Below are 21,221 nucleotides of genomic sequence, written 5' to 3' on the forward strand. Positions count from 1 at the left end.
CGTCCTCCACGCGGCTGCTCGCCGACCGCCTCGCCGACGCGACCGAGCGCGAGCTGAGCCGGCAGGGCTTCGCCGTCGAGCGGAGCGTCGTCGAGCTGGGCAGGACCTCGCGCACGACGTGACGAACAGCCTGCTCACCGGATTCGCCGAGTCCGGCCCGCCCGGTGCCGCTGGTACGACGCGGTGTCGGGCGCCGACGGCCTGATGCGCCGTCCGCCGATCTTCACGACCAGCTGTACAGCGGACTCTTCAAGTCGTTCGTCGACGTGCTCGACACTGGAGGCGCTGCGCGGACTGCCGTGCTGCTCGCCGCGACAGGAGGATCGCCCCGCCACTCCCTCGCGGTCGACTACGCCATGCGCCCGCTGTTCCGCTGGCCTGCACGCCTCCCCTGTCGACCACTGTCTTCGCGGCGACCGACGACTGGGGCGCGAGCGAGCGAGGACGGTCGAGCCCTCCCCGGCCGCATCGAGCGGGCCGGTCGCAGCACTCGCGGCCGAGGCGGCCCGCGTCTCGCGCACGGTGCGCGACCCGTGGGCGCTCGAGGGGTCCTTCGAGGGATGCTCGGCCGCGGCTGACCCGGCGGGCGCGACGACGGGTCGCGCCAGCTTCGGCCGCCGGCCGAGGCGACGTATCCTCGCCTCGCGGGTCGCCCTGGATCTCCCGACTCCGGCGCCCGCCGGACCGAGGAGCACCATGACCCGCACCGTTCCCCGCCGCTCGATCGCGACAGCGCTCCGCTGGAGCGCTCCTCTGCGGCCCTGGCCGCCCCGGCCCCCGCCGCCGCGCCGCAGGAAAGCTCCTGGGCTACTTCGTCGACGACAGGGCCCACCTCCTCGTGGTCGTCAATCCCGACCCGGAGCGCATCCGCCTCCGCCTCGTGGTGAACCACGTCCGCTTCCCCGAGCCCGCGCTCGCCGCCCCCTACCGGATCTCGCGGGCGTCGAGGGCCGACTCGGACAGGCCCTCGACCGCGACGTCGTCTCGTACGACCTCGGAGCGGTCCAGGTGCCGCCCGGGGGGTCGTGGGTGGGCACGATCGCGCTGGTGCACGGGCCGCACGGGGCGTCGTTCCTCCCGTCCCGTCGTCGTTCGGGCACGGGATGCTGCACCGCGGACCTCCCGCTCCGGCGCGGGAGCGCCGCGTCGCGCCGGCCCGCACGGCCCGGCGACGGCGTACCTCTCTTAGGCGTCGAATACGCCTCGGCGGCGTCGCGGCGGGGGTGCGGCCCGCGAAGGCCGCTGCGGCGCGCTCCCGACCGAAGTCCTCACCCAGCGGCCGGGCCCGGATCCCTCACGTCCAGGCCGTGCTCAGAGGCGACGTGCTGTCAATCCCTACGACGTCCGGGCCTCCCCGCGAGGGCTGCTCGCGGTACCGTCTTCCCGGGCGCCGTTCTGGAGCGCTCCGGAGAACGTGCCGTTCCCTCGGAAGGCGAGGCTCCTGCACGAGCACCATCGCCGCCAATGCCGCCCCGGCGGCGGGTGGCGGGGCGCTACTACCTCATCGAGCGGATCGGCTCGGGCGGGATGGGCTCGGTGTACCGCGCGCGAGGACGAGACCGTGCAGCGCGACGTCGCCGTGAAGGTGTTCCCGCGCGGAAGCCTCGGGCGAGGACGTCGCCCGCCAGGAAGCGCGAGGTGCGGATGCTCGAAGCTCGTTCGCGCACCCGGGCATCGTCAACCTCTTCGACGCCGGCCTGCACAACTTCGGCGGGGAGGTCCGCCGCTACGTCGTCATGGAGCTCGTCGCCGACCCCACGATGGTAAAGGCCCGGCTCGAGTCGGGGCCGATGGCGATCGACGAGGTCTCGGCGATCGGCACCCGGCTCGCCGAGGCGCTCGCCTACCTCCACGAGCGCGGCGTGGTGCGGCCGCGACGCGACAGCCTCGTCGGCGACGTCGGTTCGACGTCCTGGCTACGAGCGACACCGCCAAGCTCACCGACTTCGGTGTCGCCCACTTCATGGACGGCTCGCGCCTCACCAGCGACGGCATCGTCATCGAGCGCGGCGGAGCTTCGTCGGCCCCGAGCAGGTCGCGGGCGAGCCGCTCCGGCCAGGCGGGCGACGTCATTCTCGCTCGGCCTGGTCCTCCTCGGAGCGCGCTACACCGGTCACCGGGAGTACTCGGGCACCGTCCTCGGGGCGGCGATCGCCCGCCTGCACCGCAGCCCCGCGATCCCCGAGACGCTCCCCGCCGAGCGGCGGACGCTGCTGGCCGAGATGACGCAGCGGGACCCGGCAGGCCGCCTGCGGCCGACGAGGTCGCGCACCGGCTGCGCAGCGGACGAGGAGGAGGGCGGCGGCGGCGGCGCGGGCGCTCCTGCGCAGTCGGTGGACGAGGGCCGGACCGCGAGGATCCGCCGCAGCGTCATCGTCGGCTCGCTCGAGCGCGTGGTCGGCGTCGGCGCGGTCGCCGCGCTGTCCTGGATGCTCGGCGCATTGCTCGCCGGCCCGCTGAGACCTCCGCTTCCGGGTCGAGCAGCCGCGCGAGCCGTCTCGAGCGCCGTCACCCTCTGGAAACGGGGATCTCGACACGCCCGCTCCGCGGGCTATTCGATCAGCGGAGGTCTGCAGTCGCGTCTCGGACCCCCGTCACCCGGAGAGACTCCGCTCCAGGCCTCGCCCGGCAGCGCCTTCCGCAGCACGAGGCGGGTCCAGGCGCCGACGTAGAGGCGGTCGCCCTCCTCGATCTCGCGGCGCTGGCCCGGGGCGATCAGGTCTGCGGCAGCGCGGCGCCCGCTGCGGCGGATACGTGCCGTTCGCAGCGAGCTGCAGGTCCTTCCACCCACCAGCGGTAGCCGTCGGTGTCCAGCTGGCAGTGGCGCGGGGCCCCGGAGTCGTTGCCGCAGGTGATCTGCGGCGAGATCCCGCGCGAGACGGAGGGACGCCCGACCAGCGGCGTGCGCTCGCGCAGCACTGCACGACGGTCGGCGGCCGGCGGAGCATCTGGGTCGTCCGCGCGCTGCTCGGCGTACCGCTCCGGGTCGATCCAGAGCTCGGCGATCCACGGCATCGTCCTCCGAGGTCTCCGGTGAGAGCGAGGGGGCCGGCGCTCCGGGATCACCTCGGTCGGCGGGCCGTGGCGACCGGCACGTCGAAGCCGGCCTCCTGCTCCGGGACGAACTCCCGCGTCCGGAGCCTCCTCCGCCGCGCGGGGCGCCGGAGCCTCGCCGAGGTGGGCACCGGGGATCGCCGGCCTGCGAGTCGCGGAGCCGCCGACCCCGCCGCCGAGGCAGCGCACGGCGCCGGACTCGGTGAACGGGTCGGCCTCGGGCAGCGAGGCGGTGGTGAAGTCGTAGCCGCGGTTCTCGCGGAAAGGCGCGCCCGCCGCGTTGGAGGTGCGAGGCAGTTCGGGCAGACGGCGGGCCCGGTCGGGATCGCGGTCGTCGGCGCGGCGGCGCTGGGCCCCGGGAGCGGCCGAGGGCGCGGCCTGGATCGGCGCTTTGCGGGCGTCGCAGTAGTCGCCGGGCGCGTTGTGCCCTGCGGGGCACCGGTAGCTCACTTGCGCACCCGCGTGGTCTTGGTGGACGCCGTGTCGAGCGCCATCTCGTCGGCGAGGCGGGTCACTCCGCGCTTGAGCCGCTACGGTGCCCTCGTTCGGGTTGTCGATCTCGACCACCTTGCGCAGCTTCGCGGTGGCCTCGTCGTTGCCGGTGACGGCGGCCAGCTGCACGGCGCGGCCGAGAAGGCGCGACCGTGGCCGTCGCGTCGTCGCCGACGGCCTTGCGCGGCCAGTCCGTCCACCGGATCGCCGATGCCGAGCTCGGTCTGCCCGGTGTAGTGCGCGACCGCCGGGTCGATGCGCGCGGTGAGCGCCGAGTCGTCCGTCCAGCGGGCCTTCGCGAGCGCCGAGGCGACCACCTCGTCGCGGACGCTCAGCTGCGCGCGCGCGGCGAGCTGCTCCCGCTCCGACGGGCTTGGACGCGACGCGGACCGCCGACGTGGTACTCCCGGACCGTCTCCCCAGGCGCCCGTCGAGGTACGAGCCGGTCAGCGGGTTCACCGGAGTGCGGCGCGAGCTGAGGGTCCTCGGAGGTTCGGCGCGACCTGGCGGGCGAACAGCGGCTGGGCACCGCCCTGCGGCGCGTCCACACGCGCAGCTCGCCGTCGGCGACGCTCCGCGGCGCATCGACGCCTGCACGATCTGCTCGAAGTCGGCGGCCATGTCGGCCGGGTTCGCGATGAGCGCACGGTGCCCAGGGCGCGCTCGCGATCGTACCGTGCCTCCTCGACGACCCGGCAGGAGCCGACTCCGCGCACGTCGCACCGGAACATCCCCTGGGCGGCGCGGATGGCGGCGTCGAGCTGCATCCGCGGCCTCGTGCTCGTTCTTGCCGTCGGTGAGGAGGATCGCGTGGCGCTGCGTCGCCTCCGGGACCGTCGCGAAGGCGGCTGACGGGCCAGGGTCAGCCGGCGCTTGCCCATCGCGGTTGCCGCCGTCGGCCTGGAAGTTGCTCGCCGATGGCCTCGCGGAAGCCGCACGGCGCGGGCGCCTCGGCTCCATCCGCACCATCGAGACGGAGGCGTTGGGGTAGGGGAACGCGCGGTCGGCGCGCTCGGAGCCCGCGACGACCGCGAAGAAGGTGCCGTCGAGAATCTGGTCGACCGCGACCTGGAGCGCGCGCTTGGCGGCGGCCATGTTCTCGCCGGTCATCGATCCGGCGCAGTCGACGATGATGATCTCGGCGGCCCGCTCCGTCGCTGCCGGCCGAGCCGGTGCTGCCGGCCGCGGTGGCCGTCACGATCGCGTGCGCATCCGTGGCGCCGTCGAGAGGTACTCGTTCTGGAAAACACTCGCGCTGAACTCCGCCATTCCCGCGATTCTATTTTCGCGCGTCGCCCCGCGTGTGCGGCCGGCGGCTGCCGCGTCTGAGCGGCTCCCGCCTCGCGGACGCCGCCGAGGGCCCTCGCAGTCCTGGTGAGCGCGCTCCTGCTGCTCCCTCGGCTGCTCCTCGACGACGCCCCGGAGGGATCGCCCTCCCTCCCGACGGCGCCCGCTTCGACTACCAGCTGGGCGGCGGATACCCGCCGGCCGAGGGTGTGGAGCTCGTCGTGCGCGACCGCGAGGGCGCGTCGAGAGCCCGGTCTCTGCTCCGTCCTGCTACGTCAACGCGTTCCAGACGCAGCCCTGGCGAGCGCGAGGACTGGACGGGCGAGCGCGCCGACCTGCTGCTGCAGGACTCCTCCGGCGCGCCCGTCGCCGACCCGGACTGGCCCCGGCGAGGTGCTGCTGGACGTGTCGACGCCGGCGAAAGCGGGAAGCGCTGATGGCGGTCGTCCGGGCCGTGGATCGACGAGGCTGCGCCGACGGCGGCTTCGACGCGGTCGAGGCCGACAACCTCGACTCCGCGACGCGCTCGCAGGGGCTGCTGAGCGACTCCGACACCGCCGCCTTCGCCGCCGGCCTGATCGAGGAGCGCACCGGGCTCGCTCTCGGGCAGAAGAACGCGGCCGAGCGCGCGCCGGAGCTGCGCGGCCTCGGGTTCGACTTCGCCATCACCGAGGAGTGCGAGGCCTTCGACGAGTGCGACGCGGTACACCGGCGCCTACGGCGACCGGGTCTACGAGGTGGAGTACACGGACGCCCCGGACTCCGTGTTCGAGCGGGCGTGCGCGGCGCGCGGCGACCGCATCGGGGTGCTGCAGCGCGACCGCGACCTGCTGGTGCCGGGCGAGGACGGGTTCGTCGCACGGCGGTGCTGAGCGGGAGCGCGCGACCGGTAGCATCGAGCGCTCCGACGGGGAGCGGGGCGCATGAGCGAGCGACGACGGGCCTTCACACCGATCGAGCAGCGGATCGACGACGCCGCGAACCGGATCCTCGCCCGCGGCCTGCCGCCGGACCGCGCGCCTCGCTGATCGAGTTCCTCGTCTTCGGCGCGAAGCAGGCGTGGGCGTGCGTCTTCGGCGCCGTGCTTCTCGCGGTCCTCCTCGCCGCCCGCCTCTGGTACCCGGACGACGCCGCACTCGCCCGCAACGACCTGCTGACGATCGTCGCCGTGGTGCTGCAGATCGTCCTCGTCGCCACCCGCCTCGAGACGGGGCGCGAGCTGTGGGTGATCGTGCTGTTCCACCTCGTGGGCACCGGCATGGAGCTGTTCAAGACCGACGTGGGCTCGTGGAGCTACGAGGCCGACGGGGTGCTGCGGATCGGCGCGGTGCCGCTGTTCAGCGGGTTCCTCTACGCGTCCGTCGGCTCGTACATGGTGCGGATCCACCGCCTCATTCGACGTGCGCTTCGTCCGCTGGCCGCGGTGGTGGCTGACGGCGGTCGTCGCGCTGCTGATCTACGTGAACTTCTTCAGCCACCACTTCCTGCCGGACGCGCGGTGGCTTCTCTCGCGGCCGTCGTCCTGCTCTGGGGGCGCAGCGTCATGGTCTACCGCGTCCACCGCGGCGTGCACCGGATGCCGGTGCTCCTCGGATTCGCGCTGGTCGCCCTGTTCATCTGGTTCGCCGAGAACATCGCCACCTACTCGGGCGCCTGGCTCTACCCGGACCAGGTCGACGGCCTGGCAGGTCGTCTCGGTGTCGAAGCTCGTGTCGTGGTTCCTGCTGATGATCGTGTCGGTCGTGCTGGTCACCGCGGTGCATCCGCCTCGCGAACCCGACCCCGTCGTCAACCCCCGGGCCCTCGGACCGGTCGTCCTGAGCTGAGCCGTGCCCAGTTGGTCCCTCGCCCTCCTCAGCGGCGCGATCGGAGGAGCGACGCTCCTGATCGGCGCCGCGCTCGCCTGGTTCTTCCGCGTCCCGCCGAAGCTGACGGCCGCCGTGTCGGCCTTCGGCGCCGGCGTGCTCATCTCGGCCCTCGCCTACGAGCTGGTCGCCGAGGCCGCCGACGACGGCGGGCTCCTGCCGACCGTCCTCGGCACTCTCGCCGGCGCGATCGTCTTCGTCGGGGCGGATGCGCTGCTCTCGCGAGCGGGCGCCGGGAACCGCAAGTCCTCACTCCGGATCGGGCGGAGGCGGCGGGGCGGCGATCGCGGCCGGGGCGCTGATCGACGGCGTGCCCGAGTCGATCCGTCCTCGGGCTCTCGGTCGCGCAGGGCGGGTCCGCCGCCGCCATCAGCGTGCCGATCGTCGCCGCCGTGGCGATCTCGAACCTGCCGGAGGGCCTCGTCGACCGCGGGCATGAAGGCCGACGGCCGCTCCGCCCGCTACGTCTTCACCGTCTGGGGCGGCATCGCCGCGGCGTCGGCCGCCGCCGCGCTCGTGGGCTTCCTCGTGTTCGCCACCGCGCCGGGGGCCGTCGTGGCCAGCTTCGTCACCACGGTCGCGGCCGGCGCGATCCTCGCGATGATCTCGAACACGATGATCCCGGAGGCGTTCGACCGCGACAACGTGCTGACGGGGCTGTATGCCGTGCTCGGCTTCGTCACCGCATTCATTCTGCACTCCATCGGATAGCACGCCGCGCGGCGCGTGCCGCGGTCGGCTACCGCGGACAGTTGCGTTTCGCAGAGCGTCCTGCGTTCGGCGACGGGGATCCGCTGACACGCGGATCCCCGGATCGCCTCGTGGAGTGCGGGTGGTCCGGTGGGTTGCTGGTCGAGCAGTCCGGCAGGGCGTATCGAGACCCACCACCGCCAGGAGTCGGCGGATCTCGATACGGCCGCTGCGCAGCCTGCTCGAGCAGCAGAAGGCGGGCACTCCGCCGCGGACCGAGCAGCCCCGCAGCGGACGCCACGCATCACCGCTGCTGGTCGAAGTAGCACCGCGAGGGCGTATCGAGACCCACCACCGCCAGGAGTCGGTGGATCTCGATACGGCCGCTGCGCGCGCTACTCGATCAGCAGGAGGCGGGCACTCCCTCACGGAACGCGGCTGGCCTACGCCCTTGCCGGTCGAGTAGCACCGCGAGGGCGTGTCGAGACCCGCGTCAGCCGCTGAAGGCGGTCAGGGCGTCGTCGAGGATCGAGAGGCCGCGGGAGACCTCGGCCGGATGACGACGGCGGGCGGCACCACGTGGATCCGGTTGTCGGCGGTGAACGGCAGGAGCCCCGCGACAGCAGATCGCTCTTGAGCCGGCCGACCGAGGCGGCGCGCGAGCGGCGCGGGTGCCGCGGTCCTCGACGAGCTCGAGGGCCCAGAAGACGCCAGAGCCGCGCACCTCGCCGATCACCTCGATGCTTCGCCTCCAGCGCGGCGAGCCCGGGCGCGAGGTGCTCCGAGCCGATGGTCTTCGCGTTCTCGACGATGCCCTCCTCCTCCATGGCCTCGAGCGTCGCGACGACGCTGGCGGCGGCGAGCGGGTGGCCGGAGTAGGTGAGTCCGCCCGGGAAGACGCGCTCGTCGAAGTGGTGGGCGATCGGATCGAGATGATCACTCCTCCGATCGGCACGTAGCCCGAGTTGACGCCCTTGGCGAAGGTGATCGATCGGGCCGCACGTCGAACGCGTCGAAGGCGAACCACTCCCCGTGCGTCCGAAGCCGGCCATGACCTCGTCGAGGATGAGCTGGATGCCGTAGCGGTCGGCGATCGCGCGCACACCCGCGAGGTGCCCGAGGGGCGGGGTCAGCACGCCGGCGGTGCCGGGGATCGTCTCGAGCAGGAACGCCGCGATCGACTCAGGGCCCTCGGCCTGCACGACGCGCTCGAGGTGGTGCAGCGCGCGCTCGCACTCCTGCTCGGGGTCTCGGCCCAGAACTCGCTGCGGTAGAGGTACGGGCCGAAGGCGTGCACGTGACCGCGCGTACTCGTTCGGGATGCGGCGCCAGTCGCCGGTCGACACGATCGCCGCTCCGGTGTTGCCGTGGTACGAGCGGTACAGCGAGACGACCTTGTCGCGGCCCGTGAACAGGCGGGCCATGCGGATCGCGTTCTCGTTCGCATCCGCTCCGCCGTGGTGGAAGACCTTCTCGAAGCCCTCGGGCGCGCGATCGGTGATCAGGCGCGCCGCCTCGGCCCGCGTCTCGTTCGCGAAGGCGGGACCGACGGTCGTGAGCACCGCGGCCTGCTCCTGGATGGCGGCGACGACCTTCGGGTGCTGGTAGCCGATGTTGACGTTCACGAGCTGGCTCGAGAAGTCGAGGTAGCGGTTCCCGTCGACGTCCCAGACCTCGGCTCCCAGGCCGCCGGCGATCGGCAGCGGGTTGAGGGCGCCCTGGGCGGGCCAGGAGTGGAACACGCGCGAGCGGTCGGCGGCGGTGACCGCGGCGTTGCTGCGGGCGGTGGCGGTCAGGCGGTCTCGGTGCTCATGGTGTCCTTCCGGAGGCGGCGTCCCTCCATCTGGCCCTCGACCGCCCGCACCGCCGTAGCGGATCCGTCTATCGGAGACCCCTACGATGGACGGATCGTCGACCCCGGCCTCCCCGCCGGCCACCCTCGGAGGCTGCCGTGCCCGCGACCGTCCGCGACCTGCTCGCCGAGCCGGCGTTCGCCCTCCACGTCCTCGCGGGCGTGCACGACGAGGCGGCACTGGACGCCCCGCTCGTCTGGGCGCACTCTCCGATCTGGGTCGATCCCGCACTCCTGGCTCGAATCGGGGCAGCTGCTGCTGACCGACGGCGTCGCACTTCGCAGGCGAGCACGGCCGACTTCTCCGGAGGAGTACGTCGCCCGGCTGCGCGGCCGCGGTATCCGAGCGCTCGGCTTCGCGACCGGCATCGTGCACGACGACGTGCCGGCGGCGCTCGTCGCGGCCTGCGAGCGGCAGGGCCTGCCCCTGCTGCGGGGTCGCCGAGCTCACGCCGTTCATGGGCATCATCCGCTTCGTCGCCGACGTCATCTCGCGCGAGCAGCGCGAGCGCCTCGAAGTGGTCGCTCGAGGCGCAGCGCCGCGTCGCCCGGGCGGCTCTGCGCCCCGACGGGCTGGCCGCGATCCTCTCCGGGCTCGAGCGGCGGCTCGGCTGCTGGGTCGCCCTGCCACGACGCGGTGGGCCAGCGCGTGCAGGTGCCGACCCGGCTCGACGTGCCCCGAGAGGCGGAGCGCTCGGTCGCGGACGCCGTGCGGCACACGCTCGCGCGGCAGCCGGGCGGGGCTGCGCCTGGACGACGGCGGCGGCGTGACCCTGCAGACGCTGGGGCGGCGCGACCACCTGCAGGGCGTGCTCGCGGTGGGCACCGGCACTCCGCTCGATCCGGCGAGGAACGACCTGGTCGCCAGCGTGATCGCGCTGGCGAGCATCGCCCTGGAGCAGCGGCGGGCGCTCGACACCTCGCGCCGCCAGCTGCGCTCCGGACTCCTCGAGCTGCTCGCCTCCCGGGCGTTCGAGGTCGCCGCGCGCACCGCCCGGCAGCTGTGGGGCACGCTGCCCGCCGAGCCGCTCCGCGTGAGCGTGCTCGCGGAGCCGGTGCACGGCGACTCGCTGCTCGACGAGCTCGGGTGGTCGCCGAGGAGAACGGCGCGCGCCTGTTCTTCGCCGAGCGCGAGGGGGCGCTCGTGCTCGTCACGGGGGCCGACGATCTCGCCGTCATCGGCGACGTGCTCGCGCGGCACGGAGCCGCCGCCGGGTCGTCGAGCTCCGACCGACTGGGCGTCTCTCGAGGGGGCGCTGGTCGAGGCGCGCCGTGCAGCCGACCGCTCCTCGCCCCAGCGGCCGCTGCTGCGCTTCGAGGACGTCGCGGCGCAGGGCATGCTCGGACTGCTGACCCCGCGTCCGGGGCGGAGCCGCTCGCCCGCCGCCTGCTCGCCCCGCTGCTGACCCCGGAGGGCGCGGTGCTCCTCGAGACCGCCCGCGTGTGGCTCCGCCGCAGCGGCGCGTGGGAGCCGGCCGCCCGCGAGCTCGGCGCTCCACCGGCACACCCTGCGCAATCGCATCACCGCCGTCGAGCGCGCGCTCGGCGTCGACCTCGACGACGTCAGCGCGCGCAGCAGCTCTGGCTCGCCCTCTCCGTGCTGCGCTAAGGACTCGCGTCCCTGGCGACCTCGGTCTCGATACGCCGCAGCGCGGCGCGCTCGACCAGCAAGGGGCGACCGAGCGCAACCGGCGATCCGCGTGTCAGCGGATCGCCGTGCGCGGACGCAGGACGCTCTGCCGGAGCGCTGCCCACTGCCCGGCCAGACCGCGGGCGATCGACGACGCAGGAGGAGGAAGCGAGAACACCGCGGCGATCCGCGTTCCAGCGGATCGTCGTGCGCGAACGCGGACGCTCTCTGCAACGCAACCGCCCGCCTGCCGACCGCGGCCGATCGACGAGCGCAGCGAGAAGGCTCAAGTGCTGCGGGAAGCCGAGGTTGATGCCGCCGTGCGAGGTCCAGCCAGCGCGACGTGATCGCCTTCTGCTGCGTGAAGAAACGCACGCCCTCCGCACCGTGGGCCTTGGTGTCGCCGAACAGCGACGACTTCCAGCCGCCGAACGAGAACGTCGCCACCGGCACCGGGATCGGCACGTTGATGCCGATCATCCCGACCTCGACCTCGTTCTGGAAGCGGCGGGCCGCTCCTCGTCGTTCGTGAAGATCGCCGTGCCGTTGCCGAAGGCTCCGGCCTGATCAGCGCCACACCCTCCTCGTACGACTGCACGCGCACGATCGACAGCACCGGACCGAAGATCTCCTCGGTGTACGCGCGACGTGGTCGGCACCCTGTCGAGCAGGGTCGGGCCGAGCCAGAACCGTTCGCGTCGCCGTCGACCTCGATGCCGCGGCCGTCCACGACCACCTCGGCACCGTCCTCTCCGCGATCGCGATGTAGGAGGCGACCTTGTCGCGGTGCTGCTCCGATCACGCGAGGCCCCATGTCGCAGCCGCGGCGCCCGTCGCCGATGCGGAGCTGCGACGGCCCGCTCCTGGATCTTGCCGATCAGCTCGTCCGCCACCGGTTCGACCGCGACCACGACCGAGATCGCCATGCACCGCTCCCCGCCGAGCCGAAGCCCGCGTTGATCGCGGAGTCGGCCACCAGATCCAGATCGGCGTCCGGAAGCACCAGCATGTGGTTCTTCGCTCCGCCGAGCGCTTGAACGCGCTTGCCGTGCTTGGTGCCGGTCTCGTACACGTACTGCGCGATCGAGGTGGATCCCACGAACGAGATCGAGCGCGTCCGGGTGCTCCAGCAGTCCGTCGACCGCGACCTTGTCGCCGTTGAGCACGGTGTAGACACCGTCGGGCAGACCGGCCTCCTTCCAGAGGGCGCCCGAGCCAGATCGCCGCCGACGGGTCCTTCTCGGACGGCTTCCGACGACCGTGTTGCCCGCCGCGATCGCGATCGGGAAGAACCACATCGGCACCATCGCCGGGAAGTTGAACGGCGATATGATGCCGACGACGCCCAGCGGCTGCTTGGTCGAGTACACGTCGACGCCGGTCGACACCTGCTCCGAGTACTCGCCCTTCAGAGTGGTGAGCCAGGGTCGTGGCGAATTCGACGACCTCCTGGCCGCGGGTGATCTCGCCCATCGCGTCGGACACGACCTTGCCGTGCTCGGACGTGATGATCTCGGCCAGCTCGCCCTTCTTCGACTCCAGCAGCTCGCGGAAGCGGAAGAGGATCTGCTGACGCTTGGCGAGCGACGTGTCGCGCCAGGCGGGGAAGGCAGCCTTGGCGGAGGCGGCGGCCGCATCGATCTCGGCGGCGTCGGCGAGCGCCACCTCGCGGGCCACGACTCCGAGCGCCGGGTCGTAGACGAGGGCGGTCCGAGCCGGACGAGGACGCCGACGGCGCCCCGTCGATCCAGTGGCCGACGATGGACAGCGCGGTGCGGGACTCGGCGAGGCTCATGGGGTCGGCGTAGAGCGCTCGGGCCGTCGGAGTGACGGATTCGTCCACCGCGGTTCCGCGCCGCTGGACGGACCCGCTGCTCCCGGCACCTCGAACGCGCCAGAGCCGCCGTGATGTTGTCGTGCCCGCCCTGCTCGTTGGCCCACGCGACGAGCGCCTCGGCCAGCGTCACCGGGTCGCTGCCGACCCGCTGCTGCGCCTCGTGCAGCACGGCGGCGAGGTCCTCGGCGAACGAGGCGTAGTTCCACAGCCCGTCCGAGCAGGCGAGCACCCAGCCCGCCTCCTCGAGCACCGTCGTCGAGAGCCGCGGCTCCTCGTCGTGCGCGTCGGCGCCGAGCCAGCGGGTGATGGCGTGCGCGTCCTTCGACGTCTCGGCCTCGGCGCGGCTCATCCCCGACGCGATCTGCTCCTGCGCCCACGAGTCGTCCACGGTGAGCTGCCGCGGTTTCCCGGCGTCCGGGATCCAGTAGCAGCGGCTGTCGCCGACATTGCCGGTGACCAGCAGCGATCCCTCGAGGATCGCGGCCGTGAAGGTGCAGGACGGCGGATTGTCGCGCTTCTCGGGCACGGCGGCGTCGATCCGCTCCGGAGGCGCGCGCCGTCGCCATCTGCAGCAGGGCGCCCCAGCGCTCGGCCCCGCGGGCGCCGCCGCCGACCTCGGCCTGCAGGGCGCTCAGGGCGGCGCGGGCCGCGGCGAGCGAGGCGGTGTCGGAGTCGGGGGTCGACGAGACGCCGTCGCAGACGACGAGGAGCGCCGTGCTCAGCGCGCCGTCCTCGGCCGCGACCGCTCCGATCGCCAGGGCGTCCTCGTTGGCCGGGTGCCGGATCCCGCGGTCGCAGACGCCTCCGACGAGCGGATGCGGCGCCTCGGCCAGTGCTCGCGCTCGGTCGGCGCGCGCTGTCCGCACTGCTCGCAGTAGCCGTCGGCGGCGACGGCTCCCCGCAGTACACGCACGCGCGGGTCGCCTCGACGGCGGTCGGCGGCGCGGTCCGGAGCGGCCGTCACGATCAGCGTCGCTCCGCACGCCTCGCAGAACGTCGCCGGTCGTGACCGGCTCACCGCAGACGGGGCACGGGGTGGACAACGCAGGGGTGTCTTCGGCGGGGGTGTCGGTCGGGTGCTGCCGGTCAGGCCTCCTCGACGGTCTGAGCCGCGTCCGGGACCGGAGTCCCCTCTTCGGTCGGTGACGCGTCGGGGATCCGGCCCACCTCGGACTCGCCCCCGCTCGCGTTCCCGCTCACGCCCGCGTTCCCGCTCCCGCCGTCTCCCCCGCTCACGTCAGCGTCCAGCGCCGCACGGCGGTTCGCCCTGTCGACGAGTCGGAGGCGCTCCTCGCGCTCCCGGGTCGACGCGGCGAGCGAGCGGTACGGGCTTCGAGTCCGTCGCGGATCGCCGGCTCGGTCGCTTCCACGGTCCCAGCATCGCCCCCTCGGCCGGTCCGTCGCGCCGCACGGGCTCCAGCGCCGACTCCAGCACCCCGGTGGTCAGCTCGAGCCGGGTGCGCGGGTCGATCCGCGAGCGAGTCGACGCTCGGGAGCGCCGCCGAGGCGGGCTGATCCGCGACCCGACTCCGCCAGCAGCTCCGCGCGCCGGCGGCGGGCGTCGAGGAGGAGGAGCGCGTCGGCGTGACGATGTCGAGCGCGTCGAGCGCGCCGTCGAGGTCGCCGCGGGCCTGCCGCACCGCGGGCGAGACCGAAGGCGGCCGGAGCCGTGTAGTTCGCGTCCGAGCGGGCGCAGATCACGTAGAGCGACTCCGCCACCTCGGGCTCGCCGCTCGACTCGCACGCCGCGGCGAGCGCCAGCGGGCGCCAGCTCGCCGGGGACCTGGCCGTAGACGGTGTTGAACGAGGCGCGGGCGCCGACGTCGTCGCCGCGCGCGAGCTGCGCGAGACCGCTCATCCACGGCGCGCGCACTCCCGGGGATCCTCGGACAGGATCTCGCCGGTCGCCCGGGTCACCTCCTCCCACCGCTCGGCCTCGATCGCCGCTCGGGCCCGCGCCGAGCCGCACCTCCACCGTCGTGGTCGGAGCGAGCGCGAGGGCGCGCAGGCGCACGACGGATCCGCGACGTTCACTCCCGCGAGCCACGCCTTCGCGGCGTCGGACTCGTCGATCTTCAGCAGCGGCAGCGCGTCCCACGGCAGCGGACGGTCGACCACGTCGGCGACCGGCGCCTCGAAGAGCGCCGACTCGGTCGAGAGTGCAGCGACGGGTGCCCGAGGCCGCGGTCGGTCGCGACGACCTCGCGGAGCACGCCGAGCAGCTGCCCGCGCATCTCGTCGACCGTCGCGAACCGGTCCTGCGGATCGGGCGCGCACGCCTTCGCCACGAGACGGTAGAACGAGGTCGTAGCGCTGGAACAGCGGCGTCTCGGACACCGGCGGCAGGGAGGCGACGTAGGTCGTCTGGTTGCCGCGGAAGTCCAGCACGAGCGAGGCGAGTCCGGCCGATCGTGTACACGTCGGACGCGATCGACGGGCCGACCTCGGGCACCTCCGGCGCCTGGTAGCCGACGGTGCCGTAGATCGCCGAGGCGTCGTCGTCGGCCCGGCGCACGCCGCCGAGGTCGATCAGGCTTCACCTGGTCGCCGACCTGGATCATGTTGTCGGGCTTGAAGTCGCAGTAGAGCAGGCCGTGGTCGTGCAGGTACGCGAAGGCGGGCATGACCTCGAGCACGAACGCGAGCGCCTGGTCGACCGGCAGCGGATCGGCGCTGCCGCCGTTCGCCTCCAGCCGCTCCTTGAGGATCTGCTTGAGGCTCGGACCGCCGACGTGCTCCATCACGATGTAGCCGGCGCCCTCGTGCAGCACGAAGTTGTAGATCTCGACGATGAGCGGGTGCTCGACCTCGGCGAGGAACTGCCGCTCCGTGACGGCGGCGGCGTAGGCGTCCGGATCGCCCGAGTTGAGCAGGCCCTTGAGAACCACGCCAGCGGCCCGAGACGTTGCGGTCGCGCGCGAGGTAGATCCAGCCGAGTCCGCCGTAGGCGGGCAGCCGACGACCTCGTACTGCCCGCCGACCACGTCGCCCTTCTGCAGCTGCGGGGTGAACGAGAACGGAGGTGCGGCAGTTGGGGCAGAAGCCTTCGGTGCGGCCCGGCTTGCCGTCGCGGCCGCGGCCCACGGCGGTGCCGCAGTTCGAGCAGAAGCGCTTGCGCTCGGGGAGGACCGCCTCCGTCGCGGGCGCGGCCATCGGGTCGGCGGCGGGGCGGGAGGGCACGGACGTCAGCCCGGCGCCCAAGCGCGGCCCCCGCAGGCGGGTCGAGGTGGTGCCGACGCGGCGGGTGACCTTCGAGGCCGGTCTGCGCGGTGCGTGCGGAGCCGAGAGCGGCGGTGGCGAGGCGGGCGGAGGAGGTGCGGCCGCTGCGCGCGGTCGCCGCCTCCTCGGTGCTCGAGCCGACGGGCGCGGACGTGTTCGGGCTGCCCTCGACGAAGCCGGTGCCGAAGCGCGGCGGACGCGGTGGCCGGAGCGGCGGGAGCGGGGCGGCGCGCGGTCGGGGTGGACGCCGCCGGACCTGCGGGAGCCGCGGCGCCGCTCGCGGGCGGCGACCCGCAGACGTTGCAGTAGCCGTCCTCGATCGTCCCGGGTGCAGCCCGGAGTCGCGGTGCAGGGTTCGCCGTTCATGGGGTGGCCTTCCGGTGGTGCGGCAGATCTCGGGTGACGACGTCGTACTGCTCGACGAAGTGGCGCGCGAGCGGCGCGGAGCAGGGCACGGCCTCCAGCGCGGCGCGGACCTCCTCCTCGGCGGCCCGGCCGGTCGCGGTCGAGGCGCGTCCGTTGCCGTCGGCGCGCTCGCGGAGGGCGCGGAGGCGGAAGCCGAGCGCCGCCCGCTCGCGCAGCGGCGAGGTGTACGCGGCCTCGACGGCGTCGAACGCCCGGCCGACGGCGGTCAGACGGGCGAGGTATTGATCCAGGCCCTCGCGGTCAGCGGGCGGCTCCCCCAGGCGCGAGACGTCGGGCACGGCGAGGCGGGGCGGATCCGCGATCTCGCGCCGGCAGCGCGCCACCAGCTCCCGGGCAGGGCCTCGCGGCGCTCCGCCGCCTCGGCGGCAGCTCCTGCGCGCGCAGGCGGTCGCGCTCGAAGTCCTCGGCGCTGCGAGGCCGCGATGATCAGGTCGCGCTCGAGCCGGGCGGAGTCGTTCTCGAGCTGCCCGAGCGGACCGGACACGTCCGCGCCGCGGCCCGCCTTCTCGGCGAGGGCGTCCAAGCGGGAGCGCAGCACGGCGACGCGCTCGGCGGCGGGCCGGTCGACGACTCCGCGGGCGTCCCGGGTCCGGATCCCGGCAGCGCTCGATCTCGGCGCGGACCCCGACGATCCGGCCCGCGACATCGGTGCCGCTCGGATCGAACTCCAGCCGGGACTTCAGCTGCGCCACGACGGCGTCGCAGAGGCGCACCGCCTCGACGAGCGAGACCGCCGCGCTGCCGCTGCGCCCGCTCGACGCGTCGAGCCTGCCCCAGATCAGCTGCGACATCCGCTCCCGGGCGACCGTGTCGACCCGGCCCGAGTCCCAGACGGTCTCGAGCTCGGCGAGCCTGCGGGTGACGGACTCGCGCAGCGGCCTGGGCCAGCACGATGTCGGACGTGTAGCTGTCGGCCTGGGGGGACGCGAGCGCCGCCGCGTCGAGTCTCGGAAGCTCGCGCGTGGTGCGGTCGAGCCATCGGGTCAGCGCCGCCAGGTACTCGAACAGCTCGCGCTGCGGGATCGCCTCCCCCAGGCGCCCCGGGGCGACCGGGGTGCCCTCCGCGACGCCGGCGGACTGCGTCATCGTCCGTAGACCGGCGCGGGCGGCGCGGCCTCGCCGAGCTCGCCCAGCCAGCGGTCGTAGATGCTCTGCCAGCGGCCGTCGGCGCGGATGCTCTCGAGCGCTCCGTTCACGAAGCGCACGAAGTCCGGGTCGTCGGCGGGCATGCCGAGTCCGTAGGGCTCGGGCTCAGCGGATCGCCGATGACCTTCGCGTACGGGTCCTGGGCGACGAATCCCGCGAGGATCGTGTCGTCGCCGGCGATCGCGTCGACGGACCCCTCCTGGAAGAGCGCCAGGCACTGCGTGTGCGTGTCGGCGGCCACGGCCTCGACTCCCGGGTACTCGTTCTCGGGCGGCTGAGCGTCGTGGTCGCGCGCGGGACGCAGACCTGCTGGTCCCCGGCGGCCTCGAGATCCTGGATGCCCGCCGCGTCGCTGCTCTCGGAGACGAGCAGCTTCAGACCCACCCGCAGTACTCGGAGGAGAACGCGATCGTGCTCCAGCGGTCGCAGGTCATCGTGAGCGTGCGGGCGACCATGTCGACCTGGGAGCGCCCTCGCCGCCCGTGAGCGCCGGCGGCGCTGGGCCGAGGTGATGACCACGAACGTGATCATCGGGGTTCCCGAGGATCGCCCGCGCGATCTCCCGGGCGATGTCGATGTCGAAGCCCTCGATCGTGCCCGTGAGCGGATTGCGGGCGCTCATCAGGAGGGTGTCGGCCGAGACGCCGACGCGGAGCGAGCCGCGGTCGCGGATCTCGGTCAGGGTCGCACTGTCGGTGACGCCCGTCGGGGCGTAGGAGGTGGTGGCCGACGGCGTGCAGTCCGTGGTCGGCGGCGCGGCGGTCGTGGTCGGAGCGGGGGTCGCGGTCGCGGCCTGGTCCGACACCAGCGTGCCGAGGTCGTCGGCCCCGCGGTGCGGCCTGAGACGGCGAGGACCGCCGCGGTGAGCAGCGCGAAGGCCGCGGTGCGGATCCGGTTCATCCGGTACTCCTCCAGTCGCTGCGAGGCGCCCCGCCAGGCGAGGACCGCCCCCACCAGCCCGGCGGCCAGCGGGACCCAGGAGGTGAGCGACGAGATGCCGCCCCAGTCGCCCAGCGTCGAGGAGGCCGTCGCGGCGTCGGTGCGGACCGCCTCGCGCGTCGACCTGGAACGTCCTGAAGGCGGTGTTGGCCGAGCCGGGCTCGGTCGAGACCGCAGCCGGACGGCGTCGGTCCCAGCGTCCGTCCTCGTCGGCCGCGCGGATCTCGTCGTGCCGCGCGAGCCAGTCCTGGAGCCCGGTCAGCAGCGCTCCGTCGACGATGCCGCTCTCGATGCCCTCCTGCAGCTGGCGCTCGGCCTCCCCCGCCGCCGCCTGGAACTCGGCCTCGAGCGCCGCTCCGGAGCCGCGCTTGATGAGGGTGAAGCTCTCGAGACGACTTCGCGTCGGTCGCCGCGGTCAGCGCTTGCCGAGACGGCGAGGGTGGCGCGGTAGCTCTCGGCGCGCACCGTCGCCGCGTTCGAGGCGGCGACTCCGTAGACCGCGGTGCCCGCGATGCCCAGGATCACCAGCAGTGCGGTGGCGGTCGCCAGCGGCCGGTTCAGGTAGCGGTGCGTGCGCCGGGCGAGCGCGATCTGCGCCGCCACGAGCACGAGCAGCATCAGGAGGAGCCGATCATCAGCAGGACGCTGAAGCGCACGGTGTCGTAGGCGCTCGCGACCCAGGTCGGCGCCGGTGGTGACGAGGCCGTTGAGGTCCTCGAGGACCCCGTCCCCGGTGTCCGTCAGCACGGACGACGCCTGATCGAGGTAGGCCGATCCGACGGGGAAGCCCTGACGGTTGTTCGCGCGCGCCTGCTCGACGAGACCGCTGTAGGTCGCGACCTTCGTGGCGATCGCCGCGAGCACCGCCGCGTCCTCCGGCTCGGCCGCCGCAGGCTCGGTCAGCCGCGACGTCGCTGCGGCAGGCTGTCGCTGTACTGCTGCCGCTGCTCCGCCGGCTCCAGGCCGCCCACGAGGAACGTGTTCGCCGCGATCGCGTTCGCGTCGACGAGGAGTTGCGCACCTGCTGCACGCCGACGAGCTGCGCCGGCTGCGCCCGCGCCTCGGCGCGGCGCGCCTGCAGCGCTCAGGTCTGCTGGGCGAAGAGTCCGAACAGCACCGCGGCGAGCGCGGTGAGGACCAGGAGGTGCGGAAGAGGCGCGGGTGGTCGACGTCGCGCGGGCGAGCGGCGACGGCCGCTTCCAGGGCGGGGAGGTTCGCGACCTGCGCGAGGGCGGCGCCGAGGGCCCACTGCACGGGCGGTGCGGCGGGACGCGACGCGCAGGGCGGTGCTCATGCGGTCTCCTCCGTCGCGGGGCGTCGGGCGCGAGTTCCGGATCGGGGGTCCGGATCGGGGTCGGGCACAGGGTCCGCCGCCTCGGCGCTCTCGGTGATGTCCTCGGGCTCCAGGATCCGGAGGTCGTCGGGCGTCGGCTCCTCGACGTCGCGCAGTCGCCACGCGTGCCCGGCGATCGCCGCGTCGAGCACGTTGCGCACCCAGCGGCCGTTGCCGAACGCCTCCGTCCGCTGCTGAGCCGCGGCGAGCTCGGCGAAGGCCGCGACCGCCTCCCGGGTCGGCTCGAAGTCGGCCGAGGCCGCGAGCCGCGCGAAGATCGCCGACAGCTCGTCGTCGGTGTAATCGGCGAAGTCGATCGTGGTCAGCGACTCGCCAGACCGGGGTTCGTGTCGAGGAAGCCCTGCATGGGTCCGGAGTAGCGCACGATCACGACGAGGTCGCCGCGGTGGTCCTCCATGTCCTTCACCAGGTCGTGACCGCCTCGGCGCCGTACTGGTCGAGTGCGAGCGCGTAGGCCTCGTCGATGAACAGCACGCCGCCGCGGGCCGACGCGATGACCTCGGCGGTCTTCGTCGCGGTCTGCCCCAGGTAGCCGGCGACCAGCTCCGGCGCGGTCGACCTCGACGAGCACGCCCTTCGAGAGGATGCCGAGCGAGCGGTAGATGCGCGAGCGAAGCCGGGCGACCGTGGTCTTGCCTGTGCCGGGGTTGCCGGTGAAGACGAAGGTGGCGGGTCAGCGTCGGAGTGGTGAGTCCCGCGGCCTGGCGCAGGGTGTCGATCCGGAGCAGCTGCGTCTGCCGCTTGATCTCGCTCTTCACCCGGTCCAGGCCGATCAGGGCGTCGAGCTCGGCCATCAGGTCCTCGATCGACTCGGGCGGCTCGAGCTCCTCGGGCTCGGGCTCCTCGACTGGCGCGGCGGAGGGTGCGGCGGCGACGGGGCCGCCCGGCTCGTCCTGCGGGCCGTCGTGCTCGGTGCGGCGCAGGCGCGCGAGGATCTCGTCGATCCGGGCGCACCCTGGGGAAGGAGGGAGGGCGCCGGGAAGCCGGACGCGGTCGGAGCGGGAGCCGGCGGGCGCGGCTCCTCCTGCTGCCGGGGGATCGCGCCGAGCTGGGCCGCGGCGGTCGCGGACGCGGCGACGTCCTCCGATGCCCGGTTCGCCCAGTGCGCTCGCGGCCGAGACGACCTCGGTCAGCGCGCGGGCGTAGGCGGACGCGCGCTCGGATCCTGCGCGGACGAGGGCCGCGAGGTGGTCGGTCGGGCCGCTCCGCCAGCGCCGGGCGCTCGGGCGGCGGTGAAGAAGGCCTCGAGGTCCGCCGGACGTGCCGGTGGCCGAGAGCCAGTCGTGGCCGGCTCCGGTGATCGACTCGGCGACGGCGGCCGCGAGCCGGGCGCCCTCGTCGCGGACGGCGCCGGCGTCGAGTCCGGCGGCGGATCCGGTGAGCACGAGCGCGTCGAGCGCCGAGGCGAGCGCGGTCACGAGGCGCTCGGC

General features: G+C 73.8%; 21 protein-coding genes and 7 pseudogenes. 11 read left to right on the plus strand and 17 right to left on the minus strand.

What is annotated here, in order from left to right:
- The first annotated feature begins 164 nt into the window (after positions 1-164).
- The gene (locus AC0CII_RS09955; protein ID WP_465229325.1) at positions 165-578 is read left to right on the plus strand and encodes an NADPH-dependent FMN reductase family protein; all 414 of its coding nucleotides are present in this window, start codon (positions 165-167) and stop codon (positions 576-578) included.
- Between the two features lie 346 nt (positions 579-924).
- On the opposite strand, the gene AC0CII_RS09960 is transcribed toward AC0CII_RS09955, so the two are convergent.
- Together AC0CII_RS09960 and AC0CII_RS09965 are read right to left on the minus strand one after the other, a co-directional pair.
- On the minus strand, positions 925-1,062 hold the full coding sequence (locus tag AC0CII_RS09960; protein ID WP_465229326.1) for a hypothetical protein: 138 nt from the start codon (positions 1,060-1,062) through the stop codon (positions 925-927).
- Positions 1,063-1,496: 434 nt separating this feature from the next.
- On the minus strand, positions 1,497-1,667 hold the full coding sequence (locus AC0CII_RS09965; RefSeq protein ID WP_465229327.1) for a hypothetical protein: 171 nt from the start codon (positions 1,665-1,667) through the stop codon (positions 1,497-1,499).
- Between the two features lie 69 nt (positions 1,668-1,736).
- On the opposite strand from AC0CII_RS09965, the gene AC0CII_RS09970 reads away from it, so the two are divergent.
- The gene (locus AC0CII_RS09970; protein WP_465229328.1) at positions 1,737-2,672 is read left to right on the plus strand and encodes a hypothetical protein; all 936 of its coding nucleotides are present in this window, start codon (positions 1,737-1,739) and stop codon (positions 2,670-2,672) included.
- Positions 2,673-2,715: 43 nt separating this feature from the next.
- Here AC0CII_RS09970 and AC0CII_RS09975 read toward each other — a convergent pair whose 3' ends face one another.
- Positions 2,716-4,656: a hypothetical protein gene (locus tag AC0CII_RS09975; RefSeq protein ID WP_465229329.1), complete on the minus strand. Its 1,941-nt coding sequence runs from the start codon at positions 4,654-4,656 to the stop codon at positions 2,716-2,718.
- A 490-nt stretch (positions 4,657-5,146) separates the two neighbouring features.
- Here AC0CII_RS09975 and AC0CII_RS09980 point away from each other — a divergent pair.
- From AC0CII_RS09980 to AC0CII_RS10000, 5 genes and pseudogenes are all read left to right on the plus strand, one after another.
- A pseudogene (locus AC0CII_RS09980) lies at positions 5,147-5,485 on the plus strand (endo alpha-1,4 polygalactosaminidase); the annotation flags it as partial.
- A gap of 85 nt (positions 5,486-5,570) precedes the next feature.
- Entirely contained in the window at positions 5,571-5,705 is a 135-nt protein-coding gene (locus tag AC0CII_RS09985; protein WP_465229330.1) for a hypothetical protein, read from the plus strand.
- Positions 5,706-5,756: 51 nt separating this feature from the next.
- Positions 5,757-6,659, plus strand: a pseudogene (locus AC0CII_RS09990) (DUF817 domain-containing protein).
- Positions 6,660-6,662: 3 nt separating this feature from the next.
- Positions 6,663-7,409, plus strand: a complete 747-nt coding sequence (locus tag AC0CII_RS09995; RefSeq protein ID WP_465229331.1) for a ZIP family metal transporter — start codon at positions 6,663-6,665, stop codon at positions 7,407-7,409.
- 121 nt (positions 7,410-7,530) lie between these two features.
- On the plus strand, positions 7,531-7,854 hold the full coding sequence (locus AC0CII_RS10000; protein WP_465229332.1) for a hypothetical protein: 324 nt from the start codon (positions 7,531-7,533) through the stop codon (positions 7,852-7,854).
- Here the strand turns inward: AC0CII_RS10000 and AC0CII_RS10005 are convergent.
- The gene (locus AC0CII_RS10005; protein WP_465230863.1) at positions 7,832-9,325 is read right to left on the minus strand and encodes an aminotransferase class III-fold pyridoxal phosphate-dependent enzyme; all 1,494 of its coding nucleotides are present in this window, start codon (positions 9,323-9,325) and stop codon (positions 7,832-7,834) included. The genes AC0CII_RS10000 and AC0CII_RS10005 overlap by 23 nt on opposite strands.
- 174 nt (positions 9,326-9,499) lie before the next feature.
- Here AC0CII_RS10005 and AC0CII_RS10010 point away from each other — a divergent pair.
- From AC0CII_RS10010 to AC0CII_RS10020, 3 genes and pseudogenes are all read left to right on the plus strand, one after another.
- A pseudogene (locus AC0CII_RS10010) lies at positions 9,500-9,616 on the plus strand (hypothetical protein); the annotation flags it as partial.
- A 391-nt stretch (positions 9,617-10,007) separates the two neighbouring features.
- Entirely contained in the window at positions 10,008-10,646 is a 639-nt protein-coding gene (locus AC0CII_RS10015) for a hypothetical protein (protein WP_465231085.1), read from the plus strand.
- A gap of 14 nt (positions 10,647-10,660) precedes the next feature.
- Positions 10,661-10,849, plus strand: coding sequence for a hypothetical protein (locus AC0CII_RS10020; protein WP_465231086.1), 189 nt, complete (start codon positions 10,661-10,663; stop codon positions 10,847-10,849).
- A 426-nt stretch (positions 10,850-11,275) separates the two neighbouring features.
- Here the strand turns inward: AC0CII_RS10020 and AC0CII_RS10025 are convergent.
- From AC0CII_RS10025 to AC0CII_RS10035, 3 pseudogenes are all read right to left on the minus strand, one after another.
- Positions 11,276-11,350 (minus strand): annotated as a pseudogene (locus tag AC0CII_RS10025) (hypothetical protein); the annotation flags it as partial.
- Between the two features lie 148 nt (positions 11,351-11,498).
- Positions 11,499-12,258, minus strand: a pseudogene (locus AC0CII_RS10030) (aldehyde dehydrogenase family protein); the annotation flags it as partial.
- A 61-nt stretch (positions 12,259-12,319) separates the two neighbouring features.
- A pseudogene (locus AC0CII_RS10035) lies at positions 12,320-12,547 on the minus strand (aldehyde dehydrogenase family protein); the annotation flags it as partial.
- Between the two features lie 645 nt (positions 12,548-13,192).
- Here AC0CII_RS10035 and AC0CII_RS10040 point away from each other — a divergent pair.
- Complete coding sequence (locus AC0CII_RS10040; RefSeq protein WP_465229333.1) at positions 13,193-13,585, plus strand: hypothetical protein; 393 nt, start codon at positions 13,193-13,195, stop codon at positions 13,583-13,585.
- A 359-nt stretch (positions 13,586-13,944) separates the two neighbouring features.
- On the opposite strand, the gene AC0CII_RS10045 is transcribed toward AC0CII_RS10040, so the two are convergent.
- From AC0CII_RS10045 to AC0CII_RS10090, 10 genes and pseudogenes are all read right to left on the minus strand, one after another.
- A complete protein-coding gene (locus tag AC0CII_RS10045; RefSeq protein WP_465229334.1) occupies positions 13,945-14,580 on the minus strand; it encodes a hypothetical protein in 636 nt (211 codons plus the stop codon).
- The gene (locus AC0CII_RS10050; RefSeq protein ID WP_465229335.1) at positions 14,562-14,825 is read right to left on the minus strand and encodes a hypothetical protein; all 264 of its coding nucleotides are present in this window, start codon (positions 14,823-14,825) and stop codon (positions 14,562-14,564) included. The genes AC0CII_RS10045 and AC0CII_RS10050 overlap by 19 nt, the downstream gene beginning before the upstream one ends.
- The gene (locus AC0CII_RS10055; RefSeq protein ID WP_465229336.1) at positions 14,783-15,691 is read right to left on the minus strand and encodes a protein kinase domain-containing protein; all 909 of its coding nucleotides are present in this window, start codon (positions 15,689-15,691) and stop codon (positions 14,783-14,785) included. Before AC0CII_RS10055 ends, AC0CII_RS10050 begins: the two co-directional genes overlap by 43 nt.
- A gap of 97 nt (positions 15,692-15,788) precedes the next feature.
- Positions 15,789-16,292, minus strand: a pseudogene (locus AC0CII_RS10060) (serine/threonine protein kinase); the annotation flags it as partial.
- Complete coding sequence (locus tag AC0CII_RS10065; protein ID WP_465229337.1) at positions 16,289-17,143, minus strand: hypothetical protein; 855 nt, start codon at positions 17,141-17,143, stop codon at positions 16,289-16,291. The pseudogene AC0CII_RS10060 and the gene AC0CII_RS10065, both read right to left, overlap by 4 nt.
- Positions 17,144-17,434: 291 nt before the next feature.
- Complete coding sequence (locus tag AC0CII_RS10070; protein ID WP_465230864.1) at positions 17,435-17,830, minus strand: transporter substrate-binding domain-containing protein; 396 nt, start codon at positions 17,828-17,830, stop codon at positions 17,435-17,437.
- Positions 17,831-17,928: 98 nt separating this feature from the next.
- Positions 17,929-18,303: a hypothetical protein gene (locus tag AC0CII_RS10075; protein ID WP_465229338.1), complete on the minus strand. Its 375-nt coding sequence runs from the start codon at positions 18,301-18,303 to the stop codon at positions 17,929-17,931.
- Between the two features lie 392 nt (positions 18,304-18,695).
- Positions 18,696-19,301 (minus strand): hypothetical protein, encoded by a 606-nt coding sequence (locus AC0CII_RS10080; protein WP_465229339.1) that lies wholly within the window; start codon positions 19,299-19,301, stop codon positions 18,696-18,698.
- 220 nt (positions 19,302-19,521) lie between these two features.
- Complete coding sequence (locus AC0CII_RS10085) at positions 19,522-19,731, minus strand: hypothetical protein (RefSeq protein WP_465229340.1); 210 nt, start codon at positions 19,729-19,731, stop codon at positions 19,522-19,524.
- Positions 19,728-21,209 (minus strand): hypothetical protein, encoded by a 1,482-nt coding sequence (locus AC0CII_RS10090; protein WP_465229341.1) that lies wholly within the window; start codon positions 21,207-21,209, stop codon positions 19,728-19,730. The genes AC0CII_RS10085 and AC0CII_RS10090 overlap by 4 nt, the downstream gene beginning before the upstream one ends.
- Positions 21,210-21,221: the final 12 nt, after the last annotated feature.

The sequence above is a fragment of the Rathayibacter sp. AC182 genome (assembly GCF_979253875.1).

Bases quoted from the DNA above. Each gene is read 5' to 3' on its own strand.
- AC0CII_RS09970 (WP_465229328.1), top strand. From the start codon at position 1,737: ATGGAGCTCGTCGCCGACCCCACGATGGTAAAGGCCCGGCTCGAGTCG.
- AC0CII_RS09975 (WP_465229329.1), bottom strand. From the start codon at position 4,656: ATGACCGGCGAGAACATGGCCGCCGCCAAGCGCGCGCTCCAGGTCGCG.
- AC0CII_RS10065 (WP_465229337.1), bottom strand. From the start codon at position 17,143: ATGTCGCAGCTGATCTGGGGCAGGCTCGACGCGTCGAGCGGGCGCAGC.
- AC0CII_RS10085 (WP_465229340.1), bottom strand. From the start codon at position 19,731: ATGAGCACCGCCCTGCGCGTCGCGTCCCGCCGCACCGCCCGTGCAGTG.